The 25580-nt window shown below is 73.1% G+C and carries 11 protein-coding genes; 6 read left to right on the top strand and 5 right to left on the bottom strand.

The window, feature by feature from the left end:
- Positions 1-95: 95 nt before the first annotated feature.
- A complete protein-coding gene (locus ACIRRH_RS24640) occupies positions 96-1271 on the bottom strand; it encodes a tryptophan 2,3-dioxygenase family protein (protein ID WP_403071186.1) in 1176 nt (391 codons plus the stop codon).
- The gene (locus ACIRRH_RS24645) at positions 1268-2260 is read right to left on the bottom strand and encodes a methyltransferase (RefSeq protein ID WP_403071189.1); all 993 of its coding nucleotides are present in this window, start codon (positions 2258-2260) and stop codon (positions 1268-1270) included. The genes ACIRRH_RS24640 and ACIRRH_RS24645 overlap by 4 nt, the downstream gene beginning before the upstream one ends.
- 878 nt (positions 2261-3138) lie before the next feature.
- On the opposite strand from ACIRRH_RS24645, the gene ACIRRH_RS24650 reads away from it, so the two are divergent.
- From ACIRRH_RS24650 to ACIRRH_RS24670, 5 genes are all read left to right on the top strand, one after another.
- The gene (locus tag ACIRRH_RS24650; protein ID WP_403071335.1) at positions 3139-3873 is read left to right on the top strand and encodes an ABC transporter ATP-binding protein; all 735 of its coding nucleotides are present in this window, start codon (positions 3139-3141) and stop codon (positions 3871-3873) included.
- Complete coding sequence (locus tag ACIRRH_RS24655) at positions 3867-6458, top strand: ABC transporter permease (protein WP_403071192.1); 2592 nt, start codon at positions 3867-3869, stop codon at positions 6456-6458. The genes ACIRRH_RS24650 and ACIRRH_RS24655 overlap by 7 nt, the downstream gene beginning before the upstream one ends.
- A gap of 192 nt (positions 6459-6650) precedes the next feature.
- The gene (locus tag ACIRRH_RS24660; RefSeq protein WP_403071195.1) at positions 6651-11555 is read left to right on the top strand and encodes an amino acid adenylation domain-containing protein; all 4905 of its coding nucleotides are present in this window, start codon (positions 6651-6653) and stop codon (positions 11553-11555) included.
- A gap of 17 nt (positions 11556-11572) precedes the next feature.
- Positions 11573-20716, top strand: coding sequence for an amino acid adenylation domain-containing protein (locus ACIRRH_RS24665; RefSeq protein WP_403071198.1), 9144 nt, complete (start codon positions 11573-11575; stop codon positions 20714-20716).
- A complete protein-coding gene (locus ACIRRH_RS24670; RefSeq protein ID WP_403071201.1) occupies positions 20713-21975 on the top strand; it encodes a serine hydrolase domain-containing protein in 1263 nt (420 codons plus the stop codon). Before ACIRRH_RS24665 ends, ACIRRH_RS24670 begins: the two co-directional genes overlap by 4 nt.
- A gap of 69 nt (positions 21976-22044) precedes the next feature.
- Here ACIRRH_RS24670 and ACIRRH_RS24675 read toward each other — a convergent pair whose 3' ends face one another.
- The gene (locus tag ACIRRH_RS24675) at positions 22045-22686 is read right to left on the bottom strand and encodes a response regulator (protein WP_403071204.1); all 642 of its coding nucleotides are present in this window, start codon (positions 22684-22686) and stop codon (positions 22045-22047) included.
- Positions 22677-23834, bottom strand: coding sequence for a histidine kinase (locus ACIRRH_RS24680; RefSeq protein ID WP_403071207.1), 1158 nt, complete (start codon positions 23832-23834; stop codon positions 22677-22679). Before ACIRRH_RS24680 ends, ACIRRH_RS24675 begins: the two co-directional genes overlap by 10 nt.
- A gap of 188 nt (positions 23835-24022) precedes the next feature.
- On the opposite strand from ACIRRH_RS24680, the gene ACIRRH_RS24685 reads away from it, so the two are divergent.
- The gene (locus tag ACIRRH_RS24685; RefSeq protein WP_403071210.1) at positions 24023-24664 is read left to right on the top strand and encodes an ATP-binding cassette domain-containing protein; all 642 of its coding nucleotides are present in this window, start codon (positions 24023-24025) and stop codon (positions 24662-24664) included.
- On the opposite strand, the gene ACIRRH_RS24690 is transcribed toward ACIRRH_RS24685, so the two are convergent.
- Positions 24654-25496 (bottom strand): ArsR/SmtB family transcription factor, encoded by an 843-nt coding sequence (locus ACIRRH_RS24690; protein ID WP_403071212.1) that lies wholly within the window; start codon positions 25494-25496, stop codon positions 24654-24656. The genes ACIRRH_RS24685 and ACIRRH_RS24690 overlap by 11 nt on opposite strands.
- Positions 25497-25580: the final 84 nt, after the last annotated feature.

Below are 25580 nucleotides of genomic sequence, written 5' to 3' on the forward strand. Positions count from 1 at the left end.
CTCATATGAGTGTGTGGCGAAGTGTGCTTGGAGCCACGGCGGTTGCCGGGACTCACCGGCGCGGGCGCCGGGATAGGAATCGAAATGACCCTCTGTCAGCAGAAGGCGAACCGGGTGAGCAATTGCTCGGCATCGTCGACAAGGTCACCGGAAGGCAATCCGGACTTTCCGACGAAGCGTTTGAGGTAACCGGCACCCTCGGTGCCGCCGGACCCAGGGGTGTCCGGCAGGTAGCGGCGGCCGAATCCGTAGTGCCGGCCGCGCCAGACGTGCAGCGGCGTCTCGCTCGCGGCGAACGCCTCGCGCACGTCGGGGTCTTGGGAGCCGCCCGCGGCGTCCCGCAGGGACGTGAACGCGCGGAGCAGCGGGTCGTTGACCGGGGCCAGGTGCTCGAAGCGCCGGTAGGTGTCGATCTTCCGTTCGTCGTAGCCGTACACCACCAGCTCCATCAGGTGGTAGTTGAGCGACTGGACCGCGCTGGCGCTCCCGGTCGCGTCCCGGAAGCCCATGAAGAGCTCCGGGGTCAGCGTCCGCAGTGCGTGGAAGACGACGTTCAGCAGCTCGGCCGCCCAGGTGAGCTGGCCCACCCGCAGGACGTACTCGTCGCGGTCGCGGCCGATGGCCTCGGTCGCGCGGCGTGCGGTCCAGCGGATGAGGAAGAAGCCGATCTCGCAGGCCTGCACGGCGCGCATGAAGATGTGCTCGTCGTGCTTGTCCGAGCGGCGGAACCCCGAACAGCGGTTGACCACCATCAGGTCGTGGACCAGCGCGTCGTCGTGGCCGGCGAGCCGGACCAGTTCGGCGCTCGCCATGGTGCGGTCCGGGCCGACGGGGGACCGGTCCAGGTGGTCGAGCACGGCCTTCAGGCGGCGCACGCGTTCCGCGCCCTCCTCGACCGTGGTCTCGTGCAGCCCGGTCTCGCGCTCCTCCAGCGCGATCAGGTCGGTCACGAGCGCGTGCAGCAGCATCAGGCCCGCCTCGTACGTGTCCTCCCGCCGGGCGAAGTACCAGCCGGCCACGTGCAGCCCGGTGTAGCGGTAGTACTCGGGTATGTCGAGGCGCCGGCTGAACGGCCGGGTGAGCAGCCGCAGGATCTCGTTCTCGTCGGTGTCCGGCCCGGCCACGGCCTCGTCGTAGCGCTCGGACAGCCGGAGGATCTCGTCGTCGGGCAGCTCGGCGAGGGGCGTGGCGTGCAGCCAGTCGGCCAGTTCGGCGCAGGCCGCGGACAGTTCCCGCGAGCGGGCCGGGGCGAGGGCTCTGAAGGGGCTCACCGCTCGGTCGCTCTCTCGGTGTCTCTCCCGGCGCGCAGGCCGATGACCAGGTGCTTGTCGCCGCTGGAGCGCCGGACCGTGCCGTCCGCGAAGCCGGCCTGACGCAGCAGGTCCAGGTACTCGGCCGCGGTACGGTGCCGGCCCTCGGTCTCGACGTGCATGGAGAGGTTCATGACGGCCGTGGCGAGCGGGCCGCCGCGGTCGTCGTCGAAGAGCCGCTCCATGATCAGGACCCGGCCGCCGGGGAGGCACGCGTCGTGCGCCTTGCGCAGCAGCGTCACGCAGGTCTCGTCGTCCCAGTCGGACAGGATGTAGCCGAAGGCGAAGCAGTCGCCCGCCGGCAGCGGGTCGCGGAAGAAGTCGCCGGCCGCGAAGTCCAGCCGGTCGCCGAGCCCGTGCTCGGTGGCCCGTGCGGCCAGGTGCGGACCGACCTGGGGAAGGTCGAACACGGTCGAGCGCAGCTGCGGGAAGGCCTGCAGGGCGGCCACCGAGAAGGGCCCGCTCGCTCCGCCGACGTCGATCAGCTGCCGGGCGTCGCTCAGGTCGGCCAGGGCGGCGAGCTCGTGCGAGACGTGGTGGCTGAGGCCCCACATCGCCTTCAGGAAGCGGCCCACCGACTCGTCGTCGCGGTAGATGGCCTCGAACGGGGCCGGCGTGTCCCGGTCGGTCTCGGCCTTGCCCTTGTGCAGGTAGCCGTTCAGCCGTCCGAACTGGTCGGCGGTGTCGCCGATCAGGTGGTCGACGAATCCCATCAGGTAGCGGGGGTCGTCGCGGTCGACGTAGGGCCGCACGTCCGCCGCGAGTGCGTAGCGCCCTCCTTCGGCGTCGAGGACGCCGAAGGAGGACAGCACCAGCAGGAGCCGTTCGAGGGTGTCCTCGTCGACGGCCAGGGCGGCCGCGATCTTCCCGGCGCTGTCGCCGCTGTGCCGGGTCAGGTGCTCGAAGACACCGTGCCGGTCCGCGACGTGCAGAGCGTGGGTGGCGTACATTCCGTAGACGGCGTGTTCCAGATCCGCAGGAATCATTGTTTTCGCTGCCCATCGATGCAGGGGGGATTGTCAAGCGCTGTCGGTGCGGAAATTCTCGACGCGGCCGCCGATATTTCCGGGCCGTGGCAGGCCCATGGCCCGGTGCGGTGGAAAGCCCCCGGGACGTCGAGAAGTATTTCGGCGTGTGCGACGGACCGGCCATCTTGTTGCCCGCAGAGTGAAACCCGCAGTTCGGAGCCGCTTTCCGGGTCTCACGCTCCGGGCCGTGGTCCACGATCCGTCGGCTGCCGGTCGCCCAGCGGGTACGGCTGGGGCCGATGCCCGGCTGGGGGCTCCGGGTCCCCCGGTCGTGGGTGGGCGGGGCGCGGCCGGTGGCGAAAGGGCGGGTGTCGCCGGGGCGTCCCGTGAGGTCGGCCGCACCGGACGCGGCGACCCGGGTGCGGAGCGCTTGGCGGGCCCGCACGATGACGGTGCATCAGGCGGAGATGGGCGTGCGGATGCGGCGTGGGAGCGGGGCCCGCGGATGCCCCGGGACCGGGTTCGCGCCTCCGGTGCCCCCGTGCGGGCCGCGGGTGCCGCCCCGGGCCCCGGTGGTTTGTGGCCGGACCGCTCCCGCACGGCGGTCCGGGCCGTGTGGTGTGCCGCCGGCGCGGCGGGGTCGGTGCCGTGAACAGGCGTCGAACGTTCGTCGTACCGAACGTCGAGATTCGGCCGCGCGGCTGACCGGGGGGAGCCCGGCCTGAAAGGAGAAGCGCAGGTGGGAGCCGTTATTCGAGCTCTGTCGGAGCGCGGCTAAAAATCGTTTTTCCGCCAGAGTCGGGTTGATCGGCGAGGGCGCCGGACGGTACGGTTCCCCGCAAAAGGGGGAAGGGTGTGAAGTGAGTAGCGGATATGCTCTCTTGTTGGAATCCGTGACGAAGACTTACGGTTCCGGTCGCAATGTGGTCACTGCTTTGGACGACGTGACGATAGGCGTGCGGCGTGGGACGTTCGTCGCGATCATGGGTCCCTCCGGCTCTGGTAAGAGCACGTTCCTGCACTGTTCGGCGGGTCTCGACCAACCCACGAAGGGCGGCGTGACCCTCGGCGACACCCGCCTGGTCGGCCTGGACGAGGAGCAGCTCACCGAGATCCGACGGGAACGGGTCGGGTTCGTCTTCCAGGCGTACAACCTGCTCGACTCGCTCACCATCGCCGACAACGTGGGCCTGCCGTTCCGGCTGGCCGGCGAGCCGGTTCCGATGGACAGGGTGAGCGCCGAGCTGGCGAACGTCGGGCTCGCCGACATGGGCGACCGCTACCCCGGGCAGCTCTCCGGCGGTCAGCGGCAGCGGGTGGCCATCGCCCGCGCCCTCATCACGGAACCCGACGTGATCTTCGCCGACGAGCCGACGGGCGCGCTCGACACGCGTACCGGCAAGCAGGTCCTGCAACTGCTGCGGGGGGTCGTCGACCAGACCGGCCAGACCGTGGTGATGGTGACCCACGACCCGGTCGCCGCCTCGCACGCGGACTCGGTGACCTTCCTGGCCGACGGCCGGCTGGCCGGCGAACTCGTCCGGCCGACGCCGGACCAGGTGGCCGACCGGATGACCAGGCTGGGTGAGTGGTGAGCCGTAAGAGCGCGGCCAAGGCGGCCGATCCGCCGGCGGGCGTCAAGGCCAAGAAGAAGGTCAAGACGCTCTCGCGCGAGAACCTCTCGCTGGCCTGGAGCACGATCCGCGGCCGCAAGGGCGGCTTCGCGGCGGTGCTGATCGCCGTCGCGGTCGGCTCCGCCGTGATCACCGCCTGCGGCGCGCTGCTGGAGACCGGTCTCAGCTCGGGAGTCCCGGCCGAGCGGTACCACAAGGCGGCCGTCGTCGTCGGCGGCTACCAGGCCATGCCCGTCGACGGCGATTCGGACCCGCGGCTCTCCGAGCGGGTCCGGCTGCCCGCCGACACGGTCGCCAAGGTCGCCGCGGTCAAGGGCGTCGAATCCGCGGTCGCGGACACCAGCGTCCGGATGACCGTCCTGAAGAAGGACTCCGTCCTCGACGGCCCGCCCGTGTACGGGCACGGCTGGTCCGCCTCGGTGCTGGCACCGTTCACGCTGCGTTCGGGCTCCCAGCCGCAAGCGGCCGACGACGTCGTGCTCGACAGCGACCTCGCCAAGCGGGCCGGCGTCGGCGCCGGGGACACGGTCACGCTGGTGGCCGGGTCGAAGCCGGAGTCGTACCACGTCAGCGGCGTCGCCGAGCCCGGGGTCTCGTTCGACCGGCAGTCCGCGGTCTTCTTCACCGACGACCGGGCGGCGCGGCTCTACGACCTGCCCGGCAAGATCGACGCCGTCGGCGTGCTGGCCGCGGACGGGACCGACGCGGGCGACCTCGCCGACCGGATCAAGAAGGCCGCGCCCGGTGTGGAGACCTACACCGGCGACGACCGCAGCGACGTCGAGACGCTCGACATCGGGCAGTCGCGGTCCTTCGTCATCGAGGTGGCCAGCGCCTTCGGCGCCACCATGATCATGCTCGTGGTCATCGTGGTCTCCGGCACGCTGGCCCTGCAGGTGCAGCAGCGCCGCCGCGAGCTGGCCCTGCTGCGCGCCGTCGGTGCCACCCCGCGGCAGGTGCTGCGGATGATCGGCGGCGAGGCCGTGCTCGTCGGCGGGATCGGCGCCGTGCTCGGCGCCGTCCCCGGCATCCTGCTCGCCCTGCTGCTGCACTCCGTGTTCACGTCGGCCGGCGTGCTGCCGGCCGGATTCTCCCTGGAGATCACGCCGCTGCCGGTGCTGTTCGCGGTGCTGGTCTGCGTCCTCGCGGCCCGGATCGGCGGCTGGCTCGCGGCCCGGCGGGCCGCGAAGGTCAGTGCCGTCGAGGCGCTCGGCGACGTGGCCGTGGAGTCGAAGAAGCTCGGCTGGGTCCGGCTCACGCTCGGCCTGCTGCTCGTGCCCGGGGGCCTGGCCGTCGCGGTCGTGCTGCCGATCGTGCTGCCCGGCGAGTCGGCCATCGAAGGCGCCGCCAGCTCCGCGCTGCTCCTGGTGATCGCCGTCGGCCTGCTCGGACCGAAGCTGTTCGGCGGCATCGCGGCGCTGCTCGGCCGTCGTCCGGGCGGCGTCACCCGGTTCCTCGCGATCGCCAACTCCCGGGCCCGGGCCCGCCGGCTCAGCGCCGCCACCACCCCGCTGATCATGGGCGTGACCATGGCGTCAGCCCAGCTCTTCGGCGCCACGACGCTCGCCGCGACCGCGCAGGACCAGCTGGTCGACGGCGTGATCGCCGACCACGTGGTGACCTCCGACAGCGCGGGGATCTCACCCGGCGTGGTCGACGAGCTCCGAAAGGTCCCCGGCGTCCGCACGGTCGGCCCGGTCGCCCGGACCTCGACGATCCTCACCTGGCCCGACGGCGACAGCGTCCAGTACCGGATCACCTCGGCGCAGGGCGTCGACCCCGCGGCCGTGTCGGACACCATGAAGCTGGACGTGCTGCGGGGCGACCTCAGCGGTCTCACCGGGGACACGGTCGCACTCAGCCGCATCGTCTCCGGCACGGTCGGCGCCGACGTGGGCGGCACCGTCGAGGTGCACCTCGGCGACGGCACCGTCGAGAAGGCCAAGGTGGTCGCGGTCTACGAGAACGGGCTCGGCTTCGGCGACATCACGCTGCCCAACGACGTGGTCATCGCGCACACCACCGACCACCTCGACCAGTGGGTGATGGTGAACGCCGACCCGAAGGCGGACCTGAGTGCGGCGCTGAAGCCGTACCCGACGCTGAGCGTGCGCGACGCCGCGGCGGTCACCGTCGCACCGACCGATGCGGGCGCCAGCGGGGTCAGCCTCATGCTCAACGCCGTCCTGCTCGGCTACCTCGCCATCGCCGTCGTCAACACGCTGGTCATGGCGACGGTCTCGCGGCGGGGCGAGTTCGCCCTGCTGCGCCTCGTCGGCACCCGTACCAGCCAGGTCCGGTCGATGATGCGTCAGGAGGCGGGCATCATCGCGCTGTGCGCGATCGTCGTCGGCACGATCGCGGCGCTGCCGTCGCTGATCGGGATGAGCTACGCGATCCGGCACTCCGTGTTCCCCTCCATCCCGCCGCTGATGTACCTCGGCATCGTGGTCGCGGCCGTGGCGATCGCCTGGCCCGCCGTGATGGTGCCGGCCCGGCTCGCACTGCGTCCGCCGGCCGTGGAGGCGATCTCGCGGCCCGAGTGACGTACGACCGCTGACAGCAGGTGAGGCGTGGCTTCGGCCACGCCTCACCTGTTTCGCGCATCCCCACCAGGACCCCCACCGAGCGGGCAGTTTCCTCACCGCTCAAGAACGTGGAGCCGGTACCCCTCCGCACGCCAAGCTCGACCGTCGACTGATCCGCGCGCCACGCGTGTCTCTAGTGGAGGGCCGAGCATGTCCCACGGTTTTGACAACGCACCCGCCGACCCGGAGGGCCGGACGGTCCACCACGTCGTCGCCGCGCACGCCCGGCGGGACCCGGACGCGCCCGCGGTCGTCGACGCCGACCGGACCCTCACGTACGGCGAGTTGGACGAGCGCGCCAACCACCTGGCCCACCTTCTGGTCGCCGCCGGGGTGGGCGCCGAGTCGCGGGTCGGCATGCTGATGGGCCGTTCGGGCCACTCGCCGGAGACCGTTGTCGCTCTGCTCGCCGTGCTCAAGGCGGGCGGGGTCTACGTGCCGATGCACGAGAGCTACCCCGACGAGCGGGTCCGCCGGCTGCTCGCCGGGACCGACACGGTGGTGCTGATCGCCGACCGGTCGACCGCCGACCGGGCGGCGACCGCCGGGCCGTCCGTGCTCGTCGTGGACGGCGCGGACCCGGGCCGGCGCCCCGACGCCCCGAGCGTGAGCGTCGACGAGGAGCAGCTCGCGTACGTCATCCACACCTCGGGCTCGACCGGCTGGCCCAAGGGCGTGTCCGTCACCCACCGCAACATCCTGGCGCTCGCTCGGGAACCCCACGTCCGCGCCGCTTTCGGCCGCGGCACGATGTTCAACGCGCCGCTCGCGTTCGACGCCTCCACGTTCGAGATCTGGGTGCCGCTGCTCAACGGAGGCCGCGTCGTCATCGCGCCCGACGAGCTGACCGCCCCGGGGCTGGCCGGGCTCATCGCCGAGCACCGCTTCGACGGCGTCTTCCTGACCGCGGCGCTGTTCCGGCTCTTCGCCGAGGAGCAGCCCGGCTGCTTCGCGGGGGTGCGCGAGGTGTGGACCGGCGGCGAGACCCCGTCGGCGACCGCCATCGATCAGGCGCGGCGCGCCTGCCCGGACACCACGGTCGTCAACGTGTACGGGCCGACCGAGATCACGGTGTGCGCCACCGCGCACCGGATGGCGCCGGGCGGCGAGCCCACCCGGGCCGCGGTGATCGGCACGGCCCTGGACGACTCCGAGGCGTACGTGCTCGACGAGCGGCTGCGGGCCGTCGGCGCGGGCGCGGACGGCGAGCTGTACCTGGCCGGCGACGGCACCGGCCGCGGCTACCTCGGACGCCCCGCGCTGACCGCCGAGCGCTTCGTGGCGAACCCGTTCGTCCCCGGTGGCCGCCTCTACCGCACTGGCGACCGGGTGCGGCTGACCGACGACGGGCTCATCGAGTTCCTCGGCCGCGCCGACCACCAGGTCAAGATCCGCGGGTTCCGGATCGAACTGGGCGAGATCGAGGCCGCGCTGCGCGACTGCCCCGGCGTCACCGACGTCGCCGTGATGGTGCGGGAGAGCGGCGCGACGCGCAGCATCGTCGCGTACCCGACGGGGCCGGGCCCGCTCGCCGAGGGCGAGCTGCTCGACCGGCTGGCCGAGCGCCTGCCGAGCTACATGGTGCCCGCGCGCGTCGTCTGGATGGACCGGCTGCCGATCAACGCGAACGGCAAGGTGGACCGGTCCGCGCTGCCTGAGCCCCCGGTGGGCGACGCGGCGTACCGCGAGCCGAGCACCGACACCGAGCGCGAGCTCGCCGCGATCTGGGCCGAGACGCTCGGCGTCGAGCGGGTCGGCGCGCGGGACGACTTCTTCGCCCTCGGCGGCGACTCCGTGCTGACCATGCGGATCGTCGCGCGGGCGCGCGCCAAGGGGCTGGTGCTGAGCACGGCCGACGTCTTCGCCCATCCGACGGTCGAGGCGCTGGCCGGCACCGCGAAGCGGGTCGAGGAGGAGCCGGAGGAGCCGCGGTACGAGTCGCCGCGGTCGGGCAGCTACCCGCTGACCTCCATGCAGAGCGGCATGCTCTTCGACTCCCTGATGCTCGACGACACGGCGCTGCACCTGAACCAGCTCGTCGTCCGGCTCGGCGAGGGCACCGACACCGAGCTCCTGGGCCGGGCCTGGCAGGAGGCCACCGAACGGCACGCGGTGCTGCGCACCGAGCTGCGCTGGGCCGACGTCGAGGAGCCCGTGCAGGTCGTCCGGGACGAGGTCACGCTGCCGGTGACGCAGCTCGACTGGAGCGACGTCCCGCAGGCGGAGCACCCCGCGCGGCTGCGGGAGCTGCTCGACGCCGACCGCGCCGCCGGCGTCGACCTCACCGTGGCGCCGCTGAGCCGGGTCACGATCGTGCGGCTGGGCCCGGACGCCGTCGAGCTCGTCTGGACGATCCACCACGTGGTCACCGACGGGTGGAGCGCCGCGGAGCTGCTGCAGGACGTGCTCGACGCCTACCGCGGCGAGCCGGTGCGGACGCGTCCGCCGTTCCAGGACTTCGTCCACTGGCTCGCCGACCGGGACCTCACCGCCGCCGACGACTACTGGCGCGGCCGGATGGCGGGCTTCACCAGCCCGGTGTCCGTGCCCGGCGACCGGCAGCCGCCCGAGGGCCACCGGCCCACCGCCCGGCGGACGGTGCAGGTGACCGTCCCGGCGGAGACGGTGGCGCGGGTCTCCGGGTACGCGCGGCGCACCGGACTGACTGCCAACACCCTGGTCCAGGGGGCGTGGGCGATCCTGCTGGCGCGCCTGAGCGGCGAGCGCGACGTCTGCTTCGGCACGAGCATGGCGGTGCGCCCGGCGGAGCTGCCCGGCATCGAGTCGATGGTCGGCATGATGATCAACACCCAGCCCGTCCGGGTCCGGGTGGACGACGAGGAGCGGACCCAGCCCTGGCTCGCGGAGCTGCAGCGCGAGCAGGCGGCGGCGCGGGAGTTCGGGTACGCCCCGCTCAACCGGGTGCAGTCCTTCGCCGACGTGGAGCCCGGGACGGCGCTGTTCGACACGGCCGTGGTCTTCCAGAACTACCCGTTCGACCGGTCGGTGGTCCGCGCCTTCGACGTCGAGTTCGCCACCAACTACCCGCTGGCGCTGAGCGTGTTCCCGGGCGAGTCGCTGGTCATGCGGCTGCTCTACGACGAGACGATCTTCGAGCCGGGCACCGTGGAGCGGGTCGCCGAGCGGCTGATCACGGTGCTGGACGGGCTGGCCGGCGGGTCCGCGCCGAGCGTCGGCGACGTGACCGCGCTGAGCGGCGCGGAGCTGGAACTCATCCTCGGCGAGTGGGGCGTGGGCGCGCCCTCCGAGTACTCCATCGAGCGGCGCATGCACCAGCTCATCAGCGAGCGCGCCGCCCGCTGGCCGGACACCGTCGCGGTCGAGCGTGGCGAGCACCGGCTCACCTACGCGGAGGTCGAGGAGCGCGCCAACCGGCTCGCCCACCACCTGGTCGAGCTCGGCGTCGGCCCGGACGTGCTGGTCGGCGTGTCCGTCGAGCGCGGCCCGGACCTGGTCGTCGGCGTCCTCGGCACGCTCAAGGCCGGCGGCGCGTACGTGCCGATCGACCCCGACTACCCCGCCCAGCGCGCCGCGGCGATCCTGCAGGAGGCGCGCCCGGCGGTCGTGCTCACCCACACCAGCCACGTCGACGTCTTCGCGGGCACGACGACCCCGCTCGTCCTGCTCGACGAGGACTGGCCCGCCATCGCCGCCCGGCCGGCGACCGCCCCGCCCGACCACGGCAGCCCCCGTGACCTGCTGTACACCGTCTACACCTCGGGCTCGACCGGCAAGCCCAAGGGCACCATGACCGAGCACCGGTCCATGGTCAACACCATCGAGGCGGTCGTCCCCCTGCACGTGCGCCCCGGCAGCCGGATCTACCAGCTCTCCCCGATGAGCTTCGACGCCGCCTCGCTCGTCCTGCTGAGCACGCTCGCGGGCGGCGCCACGCTGGTCGCTCCGGTGACCGCCGGGACCTACAGCGGCGCCGAACTGATCGAGCAGCTGCGCGAGGCCGACGTCACCGCGGTCACCGGGCCGCCGACCGTCCTGCCGGTGCTCGACCCGCAAGCGCTGCCGAAGCTGGAGTCCATCCTGTGCGGTGGCGAGGTCCTCACCCCGGACCTCGCCACCGCGTGGTCGCCCGGCCGCCGCCTGCTCAACGGTTACGGTCCCAGCGAGTGCGCGGTCGCCGCGACGCTGTTCGCCGTCGAGCCCGGCGCCCGGTACGACAACGTCCCGATCGGCAGGCCGATCCCCAACACCAGCGTCCACGTCCTCGACGACCGGCTGCGCCCCGTGCCGCCCGGCGTCACGGGAGAGCTCTACCTCGGCGGCGCCGGCGTGGGCCGCGGATACATCGGCCGGCCGGACCTCACCGCGGAGCGCTTCGTGGCCGACCCGTTCGGCGCGCCGGGCGCCCGGCTGTACCGCACCGGCGACCTGGTCCGCTGGAACCGGGACGGCACGCTGGAGTTCGCCGGCCGGGCGGACGACCAGGTCAAGATCCGCGGCTTCCGGGTGGAGCCGCGCGAGGTCGAGAACGTGCTGCTGCGGCACGAGGCGGTGGCCGAGGCCGCGGTCGTCGTCCAGTCCGACGGGGCCGGCAAGCGGCTCGTCGCGTACGTGGTGCCGCGCTCCGGCGAGCCGACCGCGGACGAGCTTCGCGCGCACGTCGCCCAGCACGTGCCCGCCTACATGGTTCCGGCCGCCGTGGTGTCGCTGGCGGTGCTGCCGATCAACCGCAACGGCAAGCTCGACCGGGCGGCGCTGCCCGCGGCGGGGCTCCGTCAGGACGAGGACTCGTACGTGCCGCCGGCCAATCCCACCGAGGAGGCCGTCTGCCGGATCTGGGGCGAGGTGCTGGACGTGCCCCGGGTGGGCGCGCACGACAGCTTCTTCGACCTCGGCGGCGACTCGATCAACGCGATCCGCCTGGCCGTCCGCATGCGCACCGCGTTCGACGTGCCGCTCTCCCCGCGGGATCTGTTCGAGCACCGCCACGTGAGAGACCTTGCCGCGGTCGTCCAGCAGCGGATCATCGCGAGCCTGATTGCCGCCTCCGGCGCCGAAGCGCCCGGCCGGATCTGACCTTGGAAGGAATGCAGATGACCCAGCACGACGAGATGCTCGCGTCCGTACCGGCGCACCTGCGGGCGGAGCTGCTGCGCCGCCTCGCCGGCCAGTCCGCGCCCGCGGAGCTGCCGATTCCCGCCGCCCCCCGTGACGGCCTGCTGCCGATGTCGTCGGCGCAGGAGCGGCTCTGGTTCTCCGCCGAGTTGGAACCGGACAGCGCCGAGTACAACTCGCTGCGCGCGCTGCGGCTGCGCGGCGACCTCGACGCCGCTGCGCTCGGCGCCGCGCTCGACCAGGTCGTGCGCCGGCACGAGATGCTGCGCACCACGTTCGACGCGGTCGACGGCCGCGGCGTCCAGGTCGTGCACGAGCACACCGACCGGCCGTTGCCGACCGTCGACGTGTCAGGGCCCGACGCCATGCCCGCGGTCGAGCGCTTCCTCACGGCGGAGCTGAACACCCCGTTCGACCTGCGCCGCGGACCGCTGCTGCGGGCCACCCTGCTGCGCGTGGACGCCGACGACCACGTGCTCGTGCTGGGCACGCACCACATCGTCTGCGACGGCTGGTCGACCGGGCGGCTGCTCGGCGAGCTGGCCGCCGCCTACGACGAGGCGGTCGGCGGCGCGGCGGCGTCCCTGTCGCCCCTGCCCGTGCAGTACGCCGACTTCGCCGTCTGGGAGCGCGAGCGGTCCGCCACGCTCGACGAGCAGCTCGGCTACTGGCGCGACCGGCTCGCGGGCATGCGCACGGCCGACCTGCCCACCGACCGGCCGAGGCCGCCCGTCCGTACGCCCGCGGGCGCGACCCTGCCGGTGGAGATCCCCGCCGACGTGCTGAACCGGCTGCGGGAGCTGAGCCGCGGGCGTGACGCGACGCTGTTCATGGCCCTGGTCACGGTCACGAAGGTGCTGCTGGCCCGGTACTGCGACGAACCCGACGTGGCGGTCGGCACGGTCACCCTGGGCCGGCAGCGGCCCGAGCTGGAGAACCTGATCGGCACCTTCATCAACACCGTGGTGCTGCGCTCCCAGGTGGAGGAGTCGCTGTCGTTCACGGAGCTGCTCGGCCGGGTGCGCGCCGGCCTGCTCGACGCCTTCGCCCACGACGAGGTCCCCTTCCAGCGGCTCGTCGACACGCTGCGGCCCGACCGGGACCCGTCCCGGCCGCCGCTGGTGCAGGTGATGGTCAACCTGCAGAACCTGGCCGACACGCTGCCGGCCTTCCGGGGGCTGGACGTCACCGAGATCCAGCCGCCGGTCGACGTCGCGAAGCTCGACCTCACGCTCGACTTCTACGAGGACGCCTCCTCGCTCGTCTGCTACCTGGAGTACAGCACCGACCTGTTCGACCGGGCGACCGTCGAGCGGCTCGGCGGCCACCTCGTCACCCTGCTGCGCGCGGTGACCGACGAGCCCGAGGCGCCGCTCGCCGGTCTGTCCATGCTGCCGGCCGACGAGCTGTACACGCTCACCGCCGAATGGCAGGGATCGGCCATCGCGGTACCGGACGCGCGGACCCTGCACCGGATCTTCGACGAGCAGGCGGCCCGGACGCCCGACTCCGTCGCGGTGAGCGACGGCCGCGAGCGGCTCACCTTCGCCGAGCTGGACGCGCGGGCCAACCGGCTCGCGCACCACCTGGTCGCGGCCGGCGTCCGCCCGGGCGTGCTGACCGGCGTCTGCCTCGACCGCGGCGTGGACGCGATGGTCGCGCTGCTGGCCGTCCTCAAGGCCGGTGGCGCGTTCGTGCCGCTCGACCCCGAGCACCCCGCGCAGCGGCTGGCCATGATGCTCGGCGACGCCGCCGCCCCGGTGCTGGTCGCCGACTCGACGGTGATCGGCGACTCGGCGGCGGTCGGCGACGGCCCCTGGACCACGATCCTCCTCGACACCGACCGGGACGCGATCGCCCGCCACCCCGCCACGGAGCCCACCACGGCCGTCGGGCCGGACGACCTCGCGTACGTCGTCTACACCTCCGGCTCGACCGGCCGCCCCAAGGGCGTGATGGTCAGCCACCGCAACGCCGAACACATGATGCGCGCCTGGGACGCCCGCTACGACCTGACCGGACTGCGGGGCCGCAGCCTGTCGGTGTCCAGCCTCGCCGTGGACCTGTTCCTCGGTGACTTCCTGATGTCCGCGATGTACGGCGGCGAGATGGTGATCTGCCCGGCAGAGGTGATCACCGACCCGCCCGCACTGGCCGCGCTGATCTCCGAGGTCCGCCCGCAGCTGCTGGTGACCACCCCGTCGCTGGCCAAGGCGGTCGCCCAGGAGCTGTCCTGGGCCGGCCACCGGGCGGACTCGCTGCGCGTCCTCGCGGTCGGTTCGGAAGCGTGGCTGGCCGGCGACGCGGCCGCGACCCTGGAGCTGCTCCCGCCCGACGCCGTCGTCACGAACAACTACGGCGCCACGGAGACCACCGTGGACTCCACGACGTACCGGCTGCGGCCCGACGCGCTGGGCGACACGGCGGTCGTGCCGATCGGCCGGCCGCTGGGCAACACCCGCACGTACGTGCTCGACGCCCGGCTGCGTCCCGTTCCCGTCGGCGTGCCCGGCGAGATCTGCATCGGCGGTGACGGGGTGGCACAGGGGTACTGGAACCGGCCCGAGCTCACCGAGCAGCGCTTCATCGACGACCCGTTCACCGACGGACGGCTCTACCGCACCGGCGACGTCGGGCGCTGGCGGCCCGACGGCAACCTGGAGTACCTCGGCCGTGCGGACGACCAGGTCAAGGTCCGCGGCTTCCGGGTGGAGCTCGGCGAGGTCGAGGCCGCCCTGCTGCGCCACCCCGGCGTCGCGGCCGCGGCCGCCGCGGTGCGACCCGACACGGGCGGCCGTGACCGGCTCGTCGGCTACCTGGTCGCGGACGGTACCGCGCCCACCCTCACCGAGGTGCGCGCGTTCCTCGCCGGGATCGTGCCCGACCCGGCCGTACCCTCCGCACTCGTCGTCCTCGACGAGCTGCCGATGACACCGAGCGGCACGCTCGACCGCAAGGCGCTGCCGGCGCCGGCGACCACCGACCACGCCGCCGGGAACCACGTACCGCCGCGCAACGACACCGAGGCCGCGCTCGCCGCGATCTGGGCCGAGGTGCTGGGCCTCCAGCCCGGCTCGGTCGGGGTCAGCGACAACTTCTTCGAGCTCGGCGGCGACTCGATCGTCGGGCTGCAGGTCGTGTCGAAGGCACGGCGGGCCGGCCTGCGCCTGACCGCCAAGCAGATCTTCCTGCACCAGACCGTCGCCGACCTGGCCGCCGTCGTCCGGAGCGCGGACCAGCCGGCGCCGCAGGCGACCACCACCGCGGTCGGGGACGTGCCGCTCACCCCGGTGCAGCACTGGTACTTCGAGCAGTACCCCGAGGGCGCCGTCCACTTCAACCAGTCGATGTTCGTCGAGCTCGCGCCCGGCACCGACCCGGCCGCCCTGCGCACGGCGGTGACGGCGCTGCTCGACCACCACGACGCACTGCGGCTGCGCGCCGTGTGCACCGACGGCGCCTGGCGGCAGCACTGCGCGATCGCCGAGACGGGTGAGCCGTTCCGCACGGTCGACCTGTCCGGCCTCGACGCCCCGGCCCGCGAGCGGGCGGTCCACGAGGCGGTCACGGCGGCCCAGGCGGGCTTCCGGCTCGACGCCGGGCCCCTGTTCGGCGCGGTGCACTTCTCCGGTGCACCCGAGCCCGACCGGCTGTTCGTCACGGTGCACCACCTCGTCGTCGACGGGGTCACCTGGCGCGTGCTGCTCTCCGACCTGGAACTCGCCTACGAGCAGGCGGTGCAGGGCCTGCGAGTCGGCCTGCCGGAGAAGTCCACCGGCTTCCGGGAATGGTCGATGCGGCTGACCGAGGCGGCCGGGGCCGGCCGCTTCGACGGCGAGCGACCGTACTGGCAGGCCGTCGAGGCCGCGTCCGCCGCATGCCCGCCGCTGCCGGTCGACCGCACGGCACCGGACACGCTCGCGCACGCCCGTACGGTCGAGGCCGGTCTCGACGCCGAGCTGACCCGCGCGCTGCTGCGGGACGTGCCGGCGGCGTACCGCACCCAGGTCAACGACGTGCTGCTGACCGCGCTCGCGGCGGTGCTGGCCGACTGGTCCGGCAGCGAGGCCGTCGCGGTCGAGCTGGAGGGCCACGGCCGCGAGAACCTCTTCGACGACGTCGACCTGTCCCGCACGGCGGGCTGGTTCACCACGCTCTTCCCGGTCGTGCTGCCCGTGCCGGGCGAGGACTGGGGCACCCGGCTCAAGGCCGTCAAGGAGACCCTGCGCGCGGTCCCGGAGGCCGGCATCGGGTACGGCGCCCTGCGCTACCTGACCGAGGGCGCCGGGCTGGGCGGCGGCCGCTGCCAGGTCGGCTTCAACTACCACGGCCACTTCGACGTGGCCACCGGCGACGGCCTGCTGCGCGGCTGGCAGCCCAGCCCGGTACCGGACCGCAGTGCCGACCTGGCCCGTCCGAACCGCCTGGAGGTCACCGGGATGGTCCGTGACGGCCGGATCGAGTTCTCCTGGGAGTACTCGGCCGCGCTGCACGACGAGGCGACGATCGCCGGCCTCGCGGCGCGGTTCACCGCCGCGCTCGCCGACATCGTGGCGCACTGCGCCCAGGCCGGCGGCTGCACCCCGTCCGACTTCCCGCTCGCCGGGCTCGACCAGGCCGGCGTCGACCGGATCGCCGGGGACGGCCGCACGGTCGAGGACGTCTACCCGCTCACGCCGATGCAGAGCGGCCTGCTGTTCCACTCGCTCGACGCGCACGAGGACGACATCTACTTCACCCACCTCGGGCTGGTCCTCGACGGGGTCACCGACCCCGCCGTGCTGGCCGAGGCGTGGCAACGGGTCGTCGACCGCACGCCGGTGCTGCGTACCGCGATCGCCGACGCCGAGGGCGGACGCCCCCTGCAGGTGGTCCACCGGGACGTGCGCGTGCCCGTCGTCATCGAGGACTGGTCGGAGCTGACCGAGGCACAGCAGCAGGAGCGCATCCGCCTGCTGGCCGAGGCTCCGGGCGAGCCGCTCGACCTGTCGCAGCCGCCGCTGCTGCGACTGCACCTGGCCCGGCTCTCCGCGTCCAGCGTCCACCTGCGCTGCTCGTCGCACCACCTGCTCCTCGACGGCTGGAGCTTCGCCGACGTGCTCAACGAGGTCTTCGTGGAGCACGCCGCGCTCAGCGGACGCGAGGTCGATCCGCCGCGCCCGCGCCGTCCGTTCCGCGAGTACGTGCGCTGGCTCGGCGAGCAGGACACCGCCGCGGCGCGGGCGTACTGGACCGGCCTGCTCGCCGGGTTCTCCGCGCCCACCGTGCTGCCGTACGACCGGCCGCCGCTGCGCTCGCACCAGTCCCGCGACACCGGCCACCTCGACCTCGTGCTCACGGCGGAGGAGACCGGGCGGCTGGAGAGCTTCGCCCGGGAGGCGCGGGTCACCGTCAACACCCTGATCCAGGGCGCCTGGGCCCTGCTGCTGTCCCGGTACAGCGGCGACCGGCAGGTCTGCTTCGGCACCACGGTGGGCGGCCGGCCCGCCGACCTGCCGGGCTCGGACGAGATGGTCGGCCTGTTCATCAACACGCTGCCCGCCCGGCTGACCGTCTCGCCCGACAGCGACCTGCGGACCTGGCTGCGCGAGATCCAGGAGCAGCAGGTCGACGGCCGCCAGTTCGAGTACGTCTCGCTCGCCCAGGTCCGGAACTGGGCCGCGATCCCGGCGGGCACCGACCTCTTCGACAGCTGCGTGGTCTTCGAGAACTTCCCGTACGACGAGAACGCCGCCGAGCGCCACGGGCTGGGGGTCCGCTCGTTGGCGGGCCTGGAGACGTCGAACTTCCCGCTCACCTGCGTGGCGCACCTGGTGGACGGACTCCACATGCGGCTCGGCTACGACCCGCGCCTGTTCGACGACGCCACCGCGGGCCGCTTCGCCGATCACCTGCTCGGCATGCTCGACGCGATGGTGGCGGCACCCGGCACCACGCTGCGGGACCTGCCGATGGTCCGCGGCGCCGAACTCGACCGGCTGATCGAGGAGTTCAACGGAACCCCGTCCGGCTACCCCGAGCGGTGCCTGCACGAGCTCTTCACGGAGGTCGCGCGCGAGCACCCCGACCGGCTCGCGGTCGTCGCCAGCGACACCCGGCTCACCTACGCCGAGCTGGACGCCCGCTCCGACCGGCTCGCCCACGATCTCGTCGGCCGGGGCGTCGGTCCGGAGGTGCCGGTGGGCATCTGCCTGCCGGGCGGCGCCGAGATGATCACCGCCATGATCGGCGTCCTCAAGGCGGGCGGCGCGTACGTGCCGCTCGACCCCGGGTACCCGTCCGAGCGTCTCACCTATCTCTTCCGCGACTCGGGCGTGCCGGTGATGCTGACCAGCGCCGCGCTCGCGCCCGGCCTGCCGCCGACCGACGCCGAGATCCTGCTGGTCGACGATCTGCGGCACGAGCCCGTCGCCGCGCCGCTGCCCTCGCGCACCGTCCCGGACAACCTCGCCGTGCTCGTCTACACCTCGGGCTCGACCGGCGCGCCCAAGGCCGGCATGGTCACCCACCGCGGCCTCGTCCGTCTGGTGCGCGCCGCGGGCGAGCACACCTTCGGCGACGCCGCGACGATCGCCCAGCACCACTCGATCTCGTTCGACGCCGCGCAGAACGAGCTGTGGCAGGCGCTGCTGAGCGGCGCGTGCCTGGCCGTGCGGCCCGGCGACTTCCGCTCGGTCGACGAGCTCGACAAGTTCCTGCGCGACAACGAGGTGGACGCCATCTCGTTCGCGGCGGGCTTCTTCCACGCCGTCGCCGACACCGACCCGGGAATCCTCGCGGGGGTTCGCACGGTCGTGGTCGGCGGTGAGGCGCTGTCCGCACCGCACTGCGCCCGCGTCCTCGACCGGCTGCCCGACCTGCGGATCGTCAACGAGTACGGGCCCACCGAGTGCTCGGTGACCTCGACCTGCTTCCCGGTCGAGCGCGACGGGCAGTACGGAGGGACCGTCCCGGTCGGCCGGCCGACCGCGGACGCCCGGGTCTACCTGCTCGACCGGGACCTGCAGCCGGTGCCGGTGGGCGTGGCCGGGGAGGCGTACCTCGCCGGGGACGGCGTGTGCCGCGGCTACCGGGGCCGCCCCGGGCTGACCGCCGAACGCTTCCTGGCGGACCCCTTCGGGGCGCCCGGTTCCCGGATGTACCGCACCGGCGACCTGATGCGCTGGCGGCCCGACGGCACGCTGGAGTTCGTCGGCCGTACCGACGACCAGGTGAAGCTGCGCGGCTACCGCATCGAGCTCGGCGAGATCGAGCAGGCGCTCACCCGCCACCCGGACGTGGCAAGGGCGACCGTCATCGTCCGCGAGGACCAGCCCGGCCGCCGGCGTCTCGTCGGGTACGTGGTCTCCGAGCAGGACCCGGCCGAACTGACCGCCTACCTCGCCGCCCGACTGCCCGAGTACATGGTCCCGGCCGCGATCGTCCGGCTGGAGCAGATGCCGCTCACCGCGCACGGCAAGGTCGACCGCCGCGCCCTGCCGGAGCCCACGACCACCGCGGCCGGCCGGGCCACGGTGGAGCCCCGCACCGCCGACGAGCGCACGATGGCCGCGATCTGGGCCGAGACGCTCGGCGTGGAGCAGGTCGGGGTCACCGACGACTTCTTCGACCTCGGCGGCGACTCGATCCTCAGCATCCAGGTCGTGTTCAAGAGCCGCCGGGCGGGACTGCAGGTCTCCTCCAGCGACCTGTTCCGGCACCCGACCGTCGAGCAGCTCGTCGCCGCCGCCGGCCAGGACCGCCAGGTCGAGGCCACCCAGGAGGCAGAGGCCGGCGAGGTGCCGCTCACCCCGATCCAGCACGCGTTCTTCGCGCGCAACACGGCCGCCCCGCAGCACCTCGTCCAGTCGATCCACGTCGAGCTCGCGGCGGACACCCACGAGGCGGCGCTGCGCGCCGCGATCGAGGCGGTCGTCGCGCACCACGACGCGCTGCGGATGCGGTACGAGCCCGACGAGCAGGGCCACTGGTCGCAGTGGAACCTCGCGGCCGAGACCGGCGAGCTGTTCGAGCGCCACGACCTCTCGGGGCTGCCCGACGAGGAGCTGCTCCCGGCCATGGACCGGCTCGCCGCGGCGGCCGACACGAGCTTCGACCTGACCGAAGGGCCGCTGCTGCGGGCGGTCCTGTTCGACCTCGGCGCGGACCGGCGGGCGCACCTGCACCTGACCGTGCACCACCTCGTGATCGACGCGGTGTCGTGGCGGGTCATCAACCACGACCTGGACCTCGCGTACCGGCAGGCGCTCGGCGGCGAGCCGATCGACCTCGGCGCCAAGACCTCGTCGTTCCGGCAGTGGGCCACCCGCTTCGCGGCGCACGCGGCGGACGGCGGCTTCGCCGACCAGGCCGCGCACTGGGACGCGGTGCCCGAGGCGGCGCCGCTGCCGACCGACGGCCCCGGACCGAACGTGGTGTCGTCGCGGCGGATCATGCCGGTGCGGCTGGAGCAGGACGAGACCGCGGCGCTGCTGCACGTGGCACCGGGCAGGTTCCGCGCCCGGGTCAGCGACGTGCTGCTCTCCGCGCTCGCCTGGACGATGTGCCGCTGGTCCGGCGACGACCGACTGGTGATCGAGATGGAGGGCCACGGACGCGAGGAGATCTTCGACGACATCGACCTCTCCCGCACCGTCGGGTGGTTCACCAGCTCGTACCCCGTCGCGCTGGAGGTGCCCGGACGGACCGGCGACGAGGCCGACTGGCCCGCCGTCGTGCGATCGGTGCGCCGCTGCCTGCGCGCCGTTCCCGGCAACGGCATCGGCTACGGCGCGCTGCGCCACCTCGCCGGGCACGGCACGCCGTCGGGGGAGCACACACCTCCCGCGGTGTCGTTCAACTACCACAGCCAGACCGAGGAGATCACCCAGACGGCCGACCGCTCGCTGTTCCACGCCTTCCACGAGGAGATCGGCCAGGAACAGGACGGCCGCGAGCTGGTCGAGCAGGCGCTGGAGGTGGTCGGCGCGGTCGAGGGCGGCCGGCTCGGCTTCGACCTCTACTACTCGGTCAACCTGCACGAGCCCGAGACGATCGAGCGGGTCGGCTCCGAACTGGCGGCGGCGCTGCGCTCGATCGCCCGCCTGTGCGACCCGGCCCTCGGGACGGAGGACGCCCGATGAACGAGTTGCTCACGGAGCTCGCGCTCCGGCACGGCGTGCCCGGCGCCCAGCTGGCGATCTGGCGCGACGGCCACCTCCTCACCGCGGAGACCGGTGAGGAGGAGGCCGGGTCGGGACGGGCGGTGACGGTCGCGACGGCGTTCCCGCTCGGATCGCTCACCAAGGCGTTCACCGCGACGCTCGCGGCCCTGCTGGTCGCCGACGGCGACGTGGACCTGGACGAGCCCCTGTCGGAGCAGCTGGGCGAGCTGCGCGCGGGCCCGGAGTTCACGCTGCGGCAGGCGCTCAGCCACACCGCGGGCCTGGCGGCCAACACCGCCGAGCTGCCACCCGGAACCACCCGCGCCCGGTGGCTCGCCCGGCACGCCTCCGAGCTGGCCGTGCACGAGCCGGGCACGGTCTTCTCCTACTCCAACCCGGGCTACCTGATCGCCGGCCGCCTGGTCGAGGAGATCACCGGGATGGACTGGGCGGAGGCGGTGCAGTCGATGCTGCTGCGCCCACTGGGGTGCGACGCCGCGGCGCCGACCGCCCTGGGCCATCTCGTACGCCCGGACGCCCCGCCCCGGCCCATCGGGGAGCAGTCCGTACCGCCGCTGGAGGATCCGGCCGCCGGCCTGTGCGTCTGCGCCCGCGACCTCGCGCTGTTCGGCGCCGCGCACCTGGGCCTCGGCCCGGGTGCGGGCCTGCTGGACGCCGCGACGGCGCGATCGATGCGCGAGGACGTCACGGAGGGGCTCGCCGTGGACGCCTACGGGCTGGCGGACGGCTGGGGCGCCGGATGGTCGCGGTACGGGGGCTGGTTCGGCCACGACGGCACCGGCGACGGTGCGTGGAGCCACCTGCGCGCGAACCCGGCGACGGGGACCGTGGTGGCGCTGACCGCCAACGGCAGCACCGGCGCGCGGCTGTGGGAGTCGCTGCTCGGGCGGCTGGGCGAAACCGGCCTGGAGGTCGGCGACCATCCTCGGGACACGACCGACGCCGAGTCCGTGCCGGCGCCGCCGCAGTGCGCGGGGGACTACGCGAACGGCGACTGGTCGTGCCGGGTCGAGGCCGACGGCGGCGACCTCCTGCTCTCGATCGCCGGAGCGGAGCCGGTCCGGCTCCTCGTCGGAAAGGACCTCTCCTTCCGCACGCCCTCGGACGGCGGTGCGCGCGCGGCGATGCCGTACCTCGGGCGGTTCCTGCGCGACCCGGTGACCGGTGACGTCGACCGTGTGCAGATCACCGGAAGGCTCTGCGTCCGGCAGAAGTAGCGCAGCCGAAAGCGGCGGGCCCGTTCCTCGAACGGGCCCGCCGCTTCGTCGTTCACGGGTTCGAAGCCGTCAGGATGCCTCCAGGTAGGTCAGCACGGCCCGGACCCGCCGATGGCCGGCGTCGGTCTCGGTGAGCTCGAACTTCGCGAAGATGTTGCCGATGTGCTTGTGCACGGCGTTGTCGGTGATGCACAGCTTCTTGGCCAGCGTGGCGTTGTCGTGCCCCTCCGCCATGAGCGCCAGGACCTCCCGCTCCCGTCGGGTGAGCGTGGACAGCGGCTGCGTCCGCCTGGCGAGCAGCTGGGTCACCACGTCGGGGTCGAGCGCCGTGCCGCCGGTGGCCACCCGTTCGAGCGCCGCCAGGAACTCGTCGACCCGGCTGATGCGGTCCTTGAGCAGGTAGCCGACGCCGCCACCGCTGCTGGAGAGCAGCTCGGACGCGTACGTCTCCTCCACGTACTGGGACAGCACCAGGACAGGCAGGCCGGGATGGACGCGCCGGGCCTCGATCGCGGCCCGGATCCCCTCGTCGCGGAACCGCGGCGGCAGCCGCACGTCGACGATGGTGACGGCCGGGCGGTGCCGGTCCACCGCGGCCAGGAACCCCTCGGCGTCGGCGGCGACCTCGGCCACCTCGTAGCCGGAACTGGCCAGCAGCAGCTCCATGCCGGTGGCGAGCAGGACGTTGTCCTCCGCGATGACTATCCGCACGGCAGCTCTACGGTGATCGTGGTGGGGCCGCCCTCCGGGCTGACGACCGTGACGCAGCCGTCGAGGGCCTGCGCGCGGCCACGGAGACCGGCCAGTCCGCTGCCGCCGTTCTCCCGCGCGCCGCCCACGCCGTTGTCGGTGACGACGACCGTCAGCACGTCCTCGGCGCTCCACACCTTCAGCCCCGCCTCGGTGGCCCGGCTGTGCTTGGCCACGTTCGTCAGCGCTTCGGTGGCCACGAAATAGGCGACCGCCTCGATGGCCGCCGGGATCCGGCGCAGTTCGCCGATGTCGAGCGAGACCGGCACGCCGGCCCGGGCGGCGACGGTGCGCAGGGCCCCCCGCAGCCCGCGGTCGGCGAGGATGGGCGGGTAGATGCCGCGGAGCACCTCGCGAAGCTCGACCATGGCCTCCTCGTTGACGTCGGTCGCCTCGGCCAGCATCCGGGCGACGGTGGCCGGGTCACGGTCGAGGCACCGCCGGGCCACCGCGAGCCGCATCGCCACGGCCACCAGCCGTGCCTGGGTGCCGTCGTGCAGGTCGCGCTCGATCCGCCGCAGCTCGGCGCCGTGCGCTTCGAGCGCGTCGGTGCGGGTGCGGGTGAGCGTGGCCACGCGATCGGCGAGTCTCTGGGTGCGCGACGACGCGAGCACGGCGAGAGTCAGACGGGCGTGACCCGTGGCGAGCTTCGGCAGCGCCAGGCAGCCGACGGCGAGCAGGAGGGTCCCCACCGACGGACCGGAGAGCGCCTCGTGCCAGCCGACCACCGGGAGGTCCAGCGTCGGCTTCGAGTCGTCCTCCAGCGGAAACGCCCACGACAGCGGCAGCGACACCACGATCAGCAGCGCGTTGCCGACGCAGAGGACCGCGGCGAGCCCGCAGGCGAGGCCGAACGTGACGTGCAGGGCGAGCCAGTACAGGTGACGGGGCAGGGCGACGCTCTGCGCGCGGACCGGGCGGCCCAGCAGACGGCCGGCTCGCTGCCGGTGCCAGTCGGCCCAGGCCTGACGCAAACTCGGGTGACAGAGCAGCAGGAAGGACAGGAGGCTCATGGCCGCGGTGCCGAATTCCCCGAGCAGATAGATTGTGGCCCGCAGCAGCGACGTCCAGGCGCGGATCACCGGAGCACACCGGGCCGCCGCGCGCATTACAGCAGGCTGTAGTTCTTTCCCTGCGGCAGGGGGTATGGGCTCATCAGCGCCGGAGACCATAACATGCTGCTCATGACGAGTATCCGGAAGCGGAGATGGATAAAATCGGCCCACCTCCGCCGGAGTGGAACGGGGATGGCGGACCGGTTGCACAACTTACCTCCCGAACGTTGAAAGAGATCGACATGACTGACCATCGTCCGGCTCTGCAGCTGTGCCATGTCGGCACGATCGGAGCCGGCGGCATCGAGTCCGGATATGTGATCGAGAATGTGAGCTTCGCGGCCGAGGCCGGCACCTGGACGGCGTTGGCCGGGCCGGCCGCCGCGGGCAAGACCAGCATCCTGCGGTGTGCCGCGGGGCTGGATCCGGTGGCGGCGGGCGAGGTCCGTCTGGCCGAGGACCTCCGGCTCTCGCACGTCGGGCTGCGGCCGGTGACGGAGCAGCTGGCGACGACCGGCACGCTCGCCTCGGTGCTCGATCGACTGCCGGCCGGATCGGCCGAACTGCTGCGTGAGGCACTGTACCGGCTGGACCTGTGGGACGAGCGGGACACCCCCGTACTCCACCTGACGGAGCGTCGGCAACGCGCCGCCGCCGTCGCGGTCGCGGTCGCCGATGCCCCCGACGTGCTGCTCGCCGACGACCTCACCAGCGGGCTTCCGTCCTCCGGCGCGGAGGCGATCCTGGACCTGCTGCGCGACCTGGTGGACCGACAGGGGCTCTGCGTCGTGGCCTCGGCCACGAATCTGGCCTCCCTGGAACGGGCCGACGCGGTGGTGCTGCTCGTCGAGGGTCGCGTGGTCGAGACGCAGGTCATGCCCTAGCGCTGCGGAGCCCCGGACCGCCCCTCAGCTCACCCGCCGGCGGGATGCCCGGGATGCCCGACAAGCCGGTGAACTCGGTGGGCAACTCCCCTTGCAGGAGCGCCAGTCCGAGCGGTGTGAGGGTGTGCATGGCGGTGGTGCGGTTGCGCAACGTCGTGATCAGGCCCGCCTCGCGCAGCACGGTGGCCTGCTTGCTGGCGCCGGAGAGGGAGATGCCGAGCCGGTCGGACAGATCGCCGGTGGTGCCGCTCTCGGACAGCGCGCGCAGGGCGGCCGCACGGGTGGCTCCGACGAGGGCGGCCAGTGCCCGGTCGCCCTCGACCTCCGATTCCTCGGGAGTCGACTCCAGGTCGTTGAGATCCAGCGGCACGGAGAAGACGAGCGCGGGCACGCCGGACTGCCGCTCGGAGCGCACGAGCACGCAGGTCTTGGGAGGGAGGAAGAGTGAGGGGCTCAGGATCAGGCCGCGCCCGTCGAGTTCGATGTCGAGGTCGAGGTCGGACGCGATCCGCAGCTCCGAGGACTCCCAGGTCACCTTGGGGTGCAGGCCCGCGAGCAGGAACTCGATGCCGTTCGTGATGGCCATCCGCCCGCGCACGTCGCGCTCGATCTCCAGCCGGGCCTGCATGCGCGACCAGTAGGGCAGGATGCCCGCACAGCAGAACAGGACGACCACCTGGGCGAGGCTGCGAGCCCTGGCGCGCATGGCCGACGGCACCGAATCCGCGTCGGGCCCGTCCCGTTCGAGCAGCCACAGGAGATCGGGAATTACTCGGTACTCGGAGACGACCTTGTCCACGGCGGGCAGGTCGTCGCCAAGTCGCTCGCGCACGAACTTGTGCCAACCGACACCGCCGCGAGCGCGGTCACGTCCGAAACGGTGAAGTGCGAAGAGCGCTTCGGACATCGGTCCTAA

The sequence above is a fragment of the Kitasatospora sp. NPDC101235 genome, assembly GCF_044767505.1.
Classification (GTDB): Bacteria; Actinomycetota; Actinomycetes; order Streptomycetales; family Streptomycetaceae; genus Kitasatospora.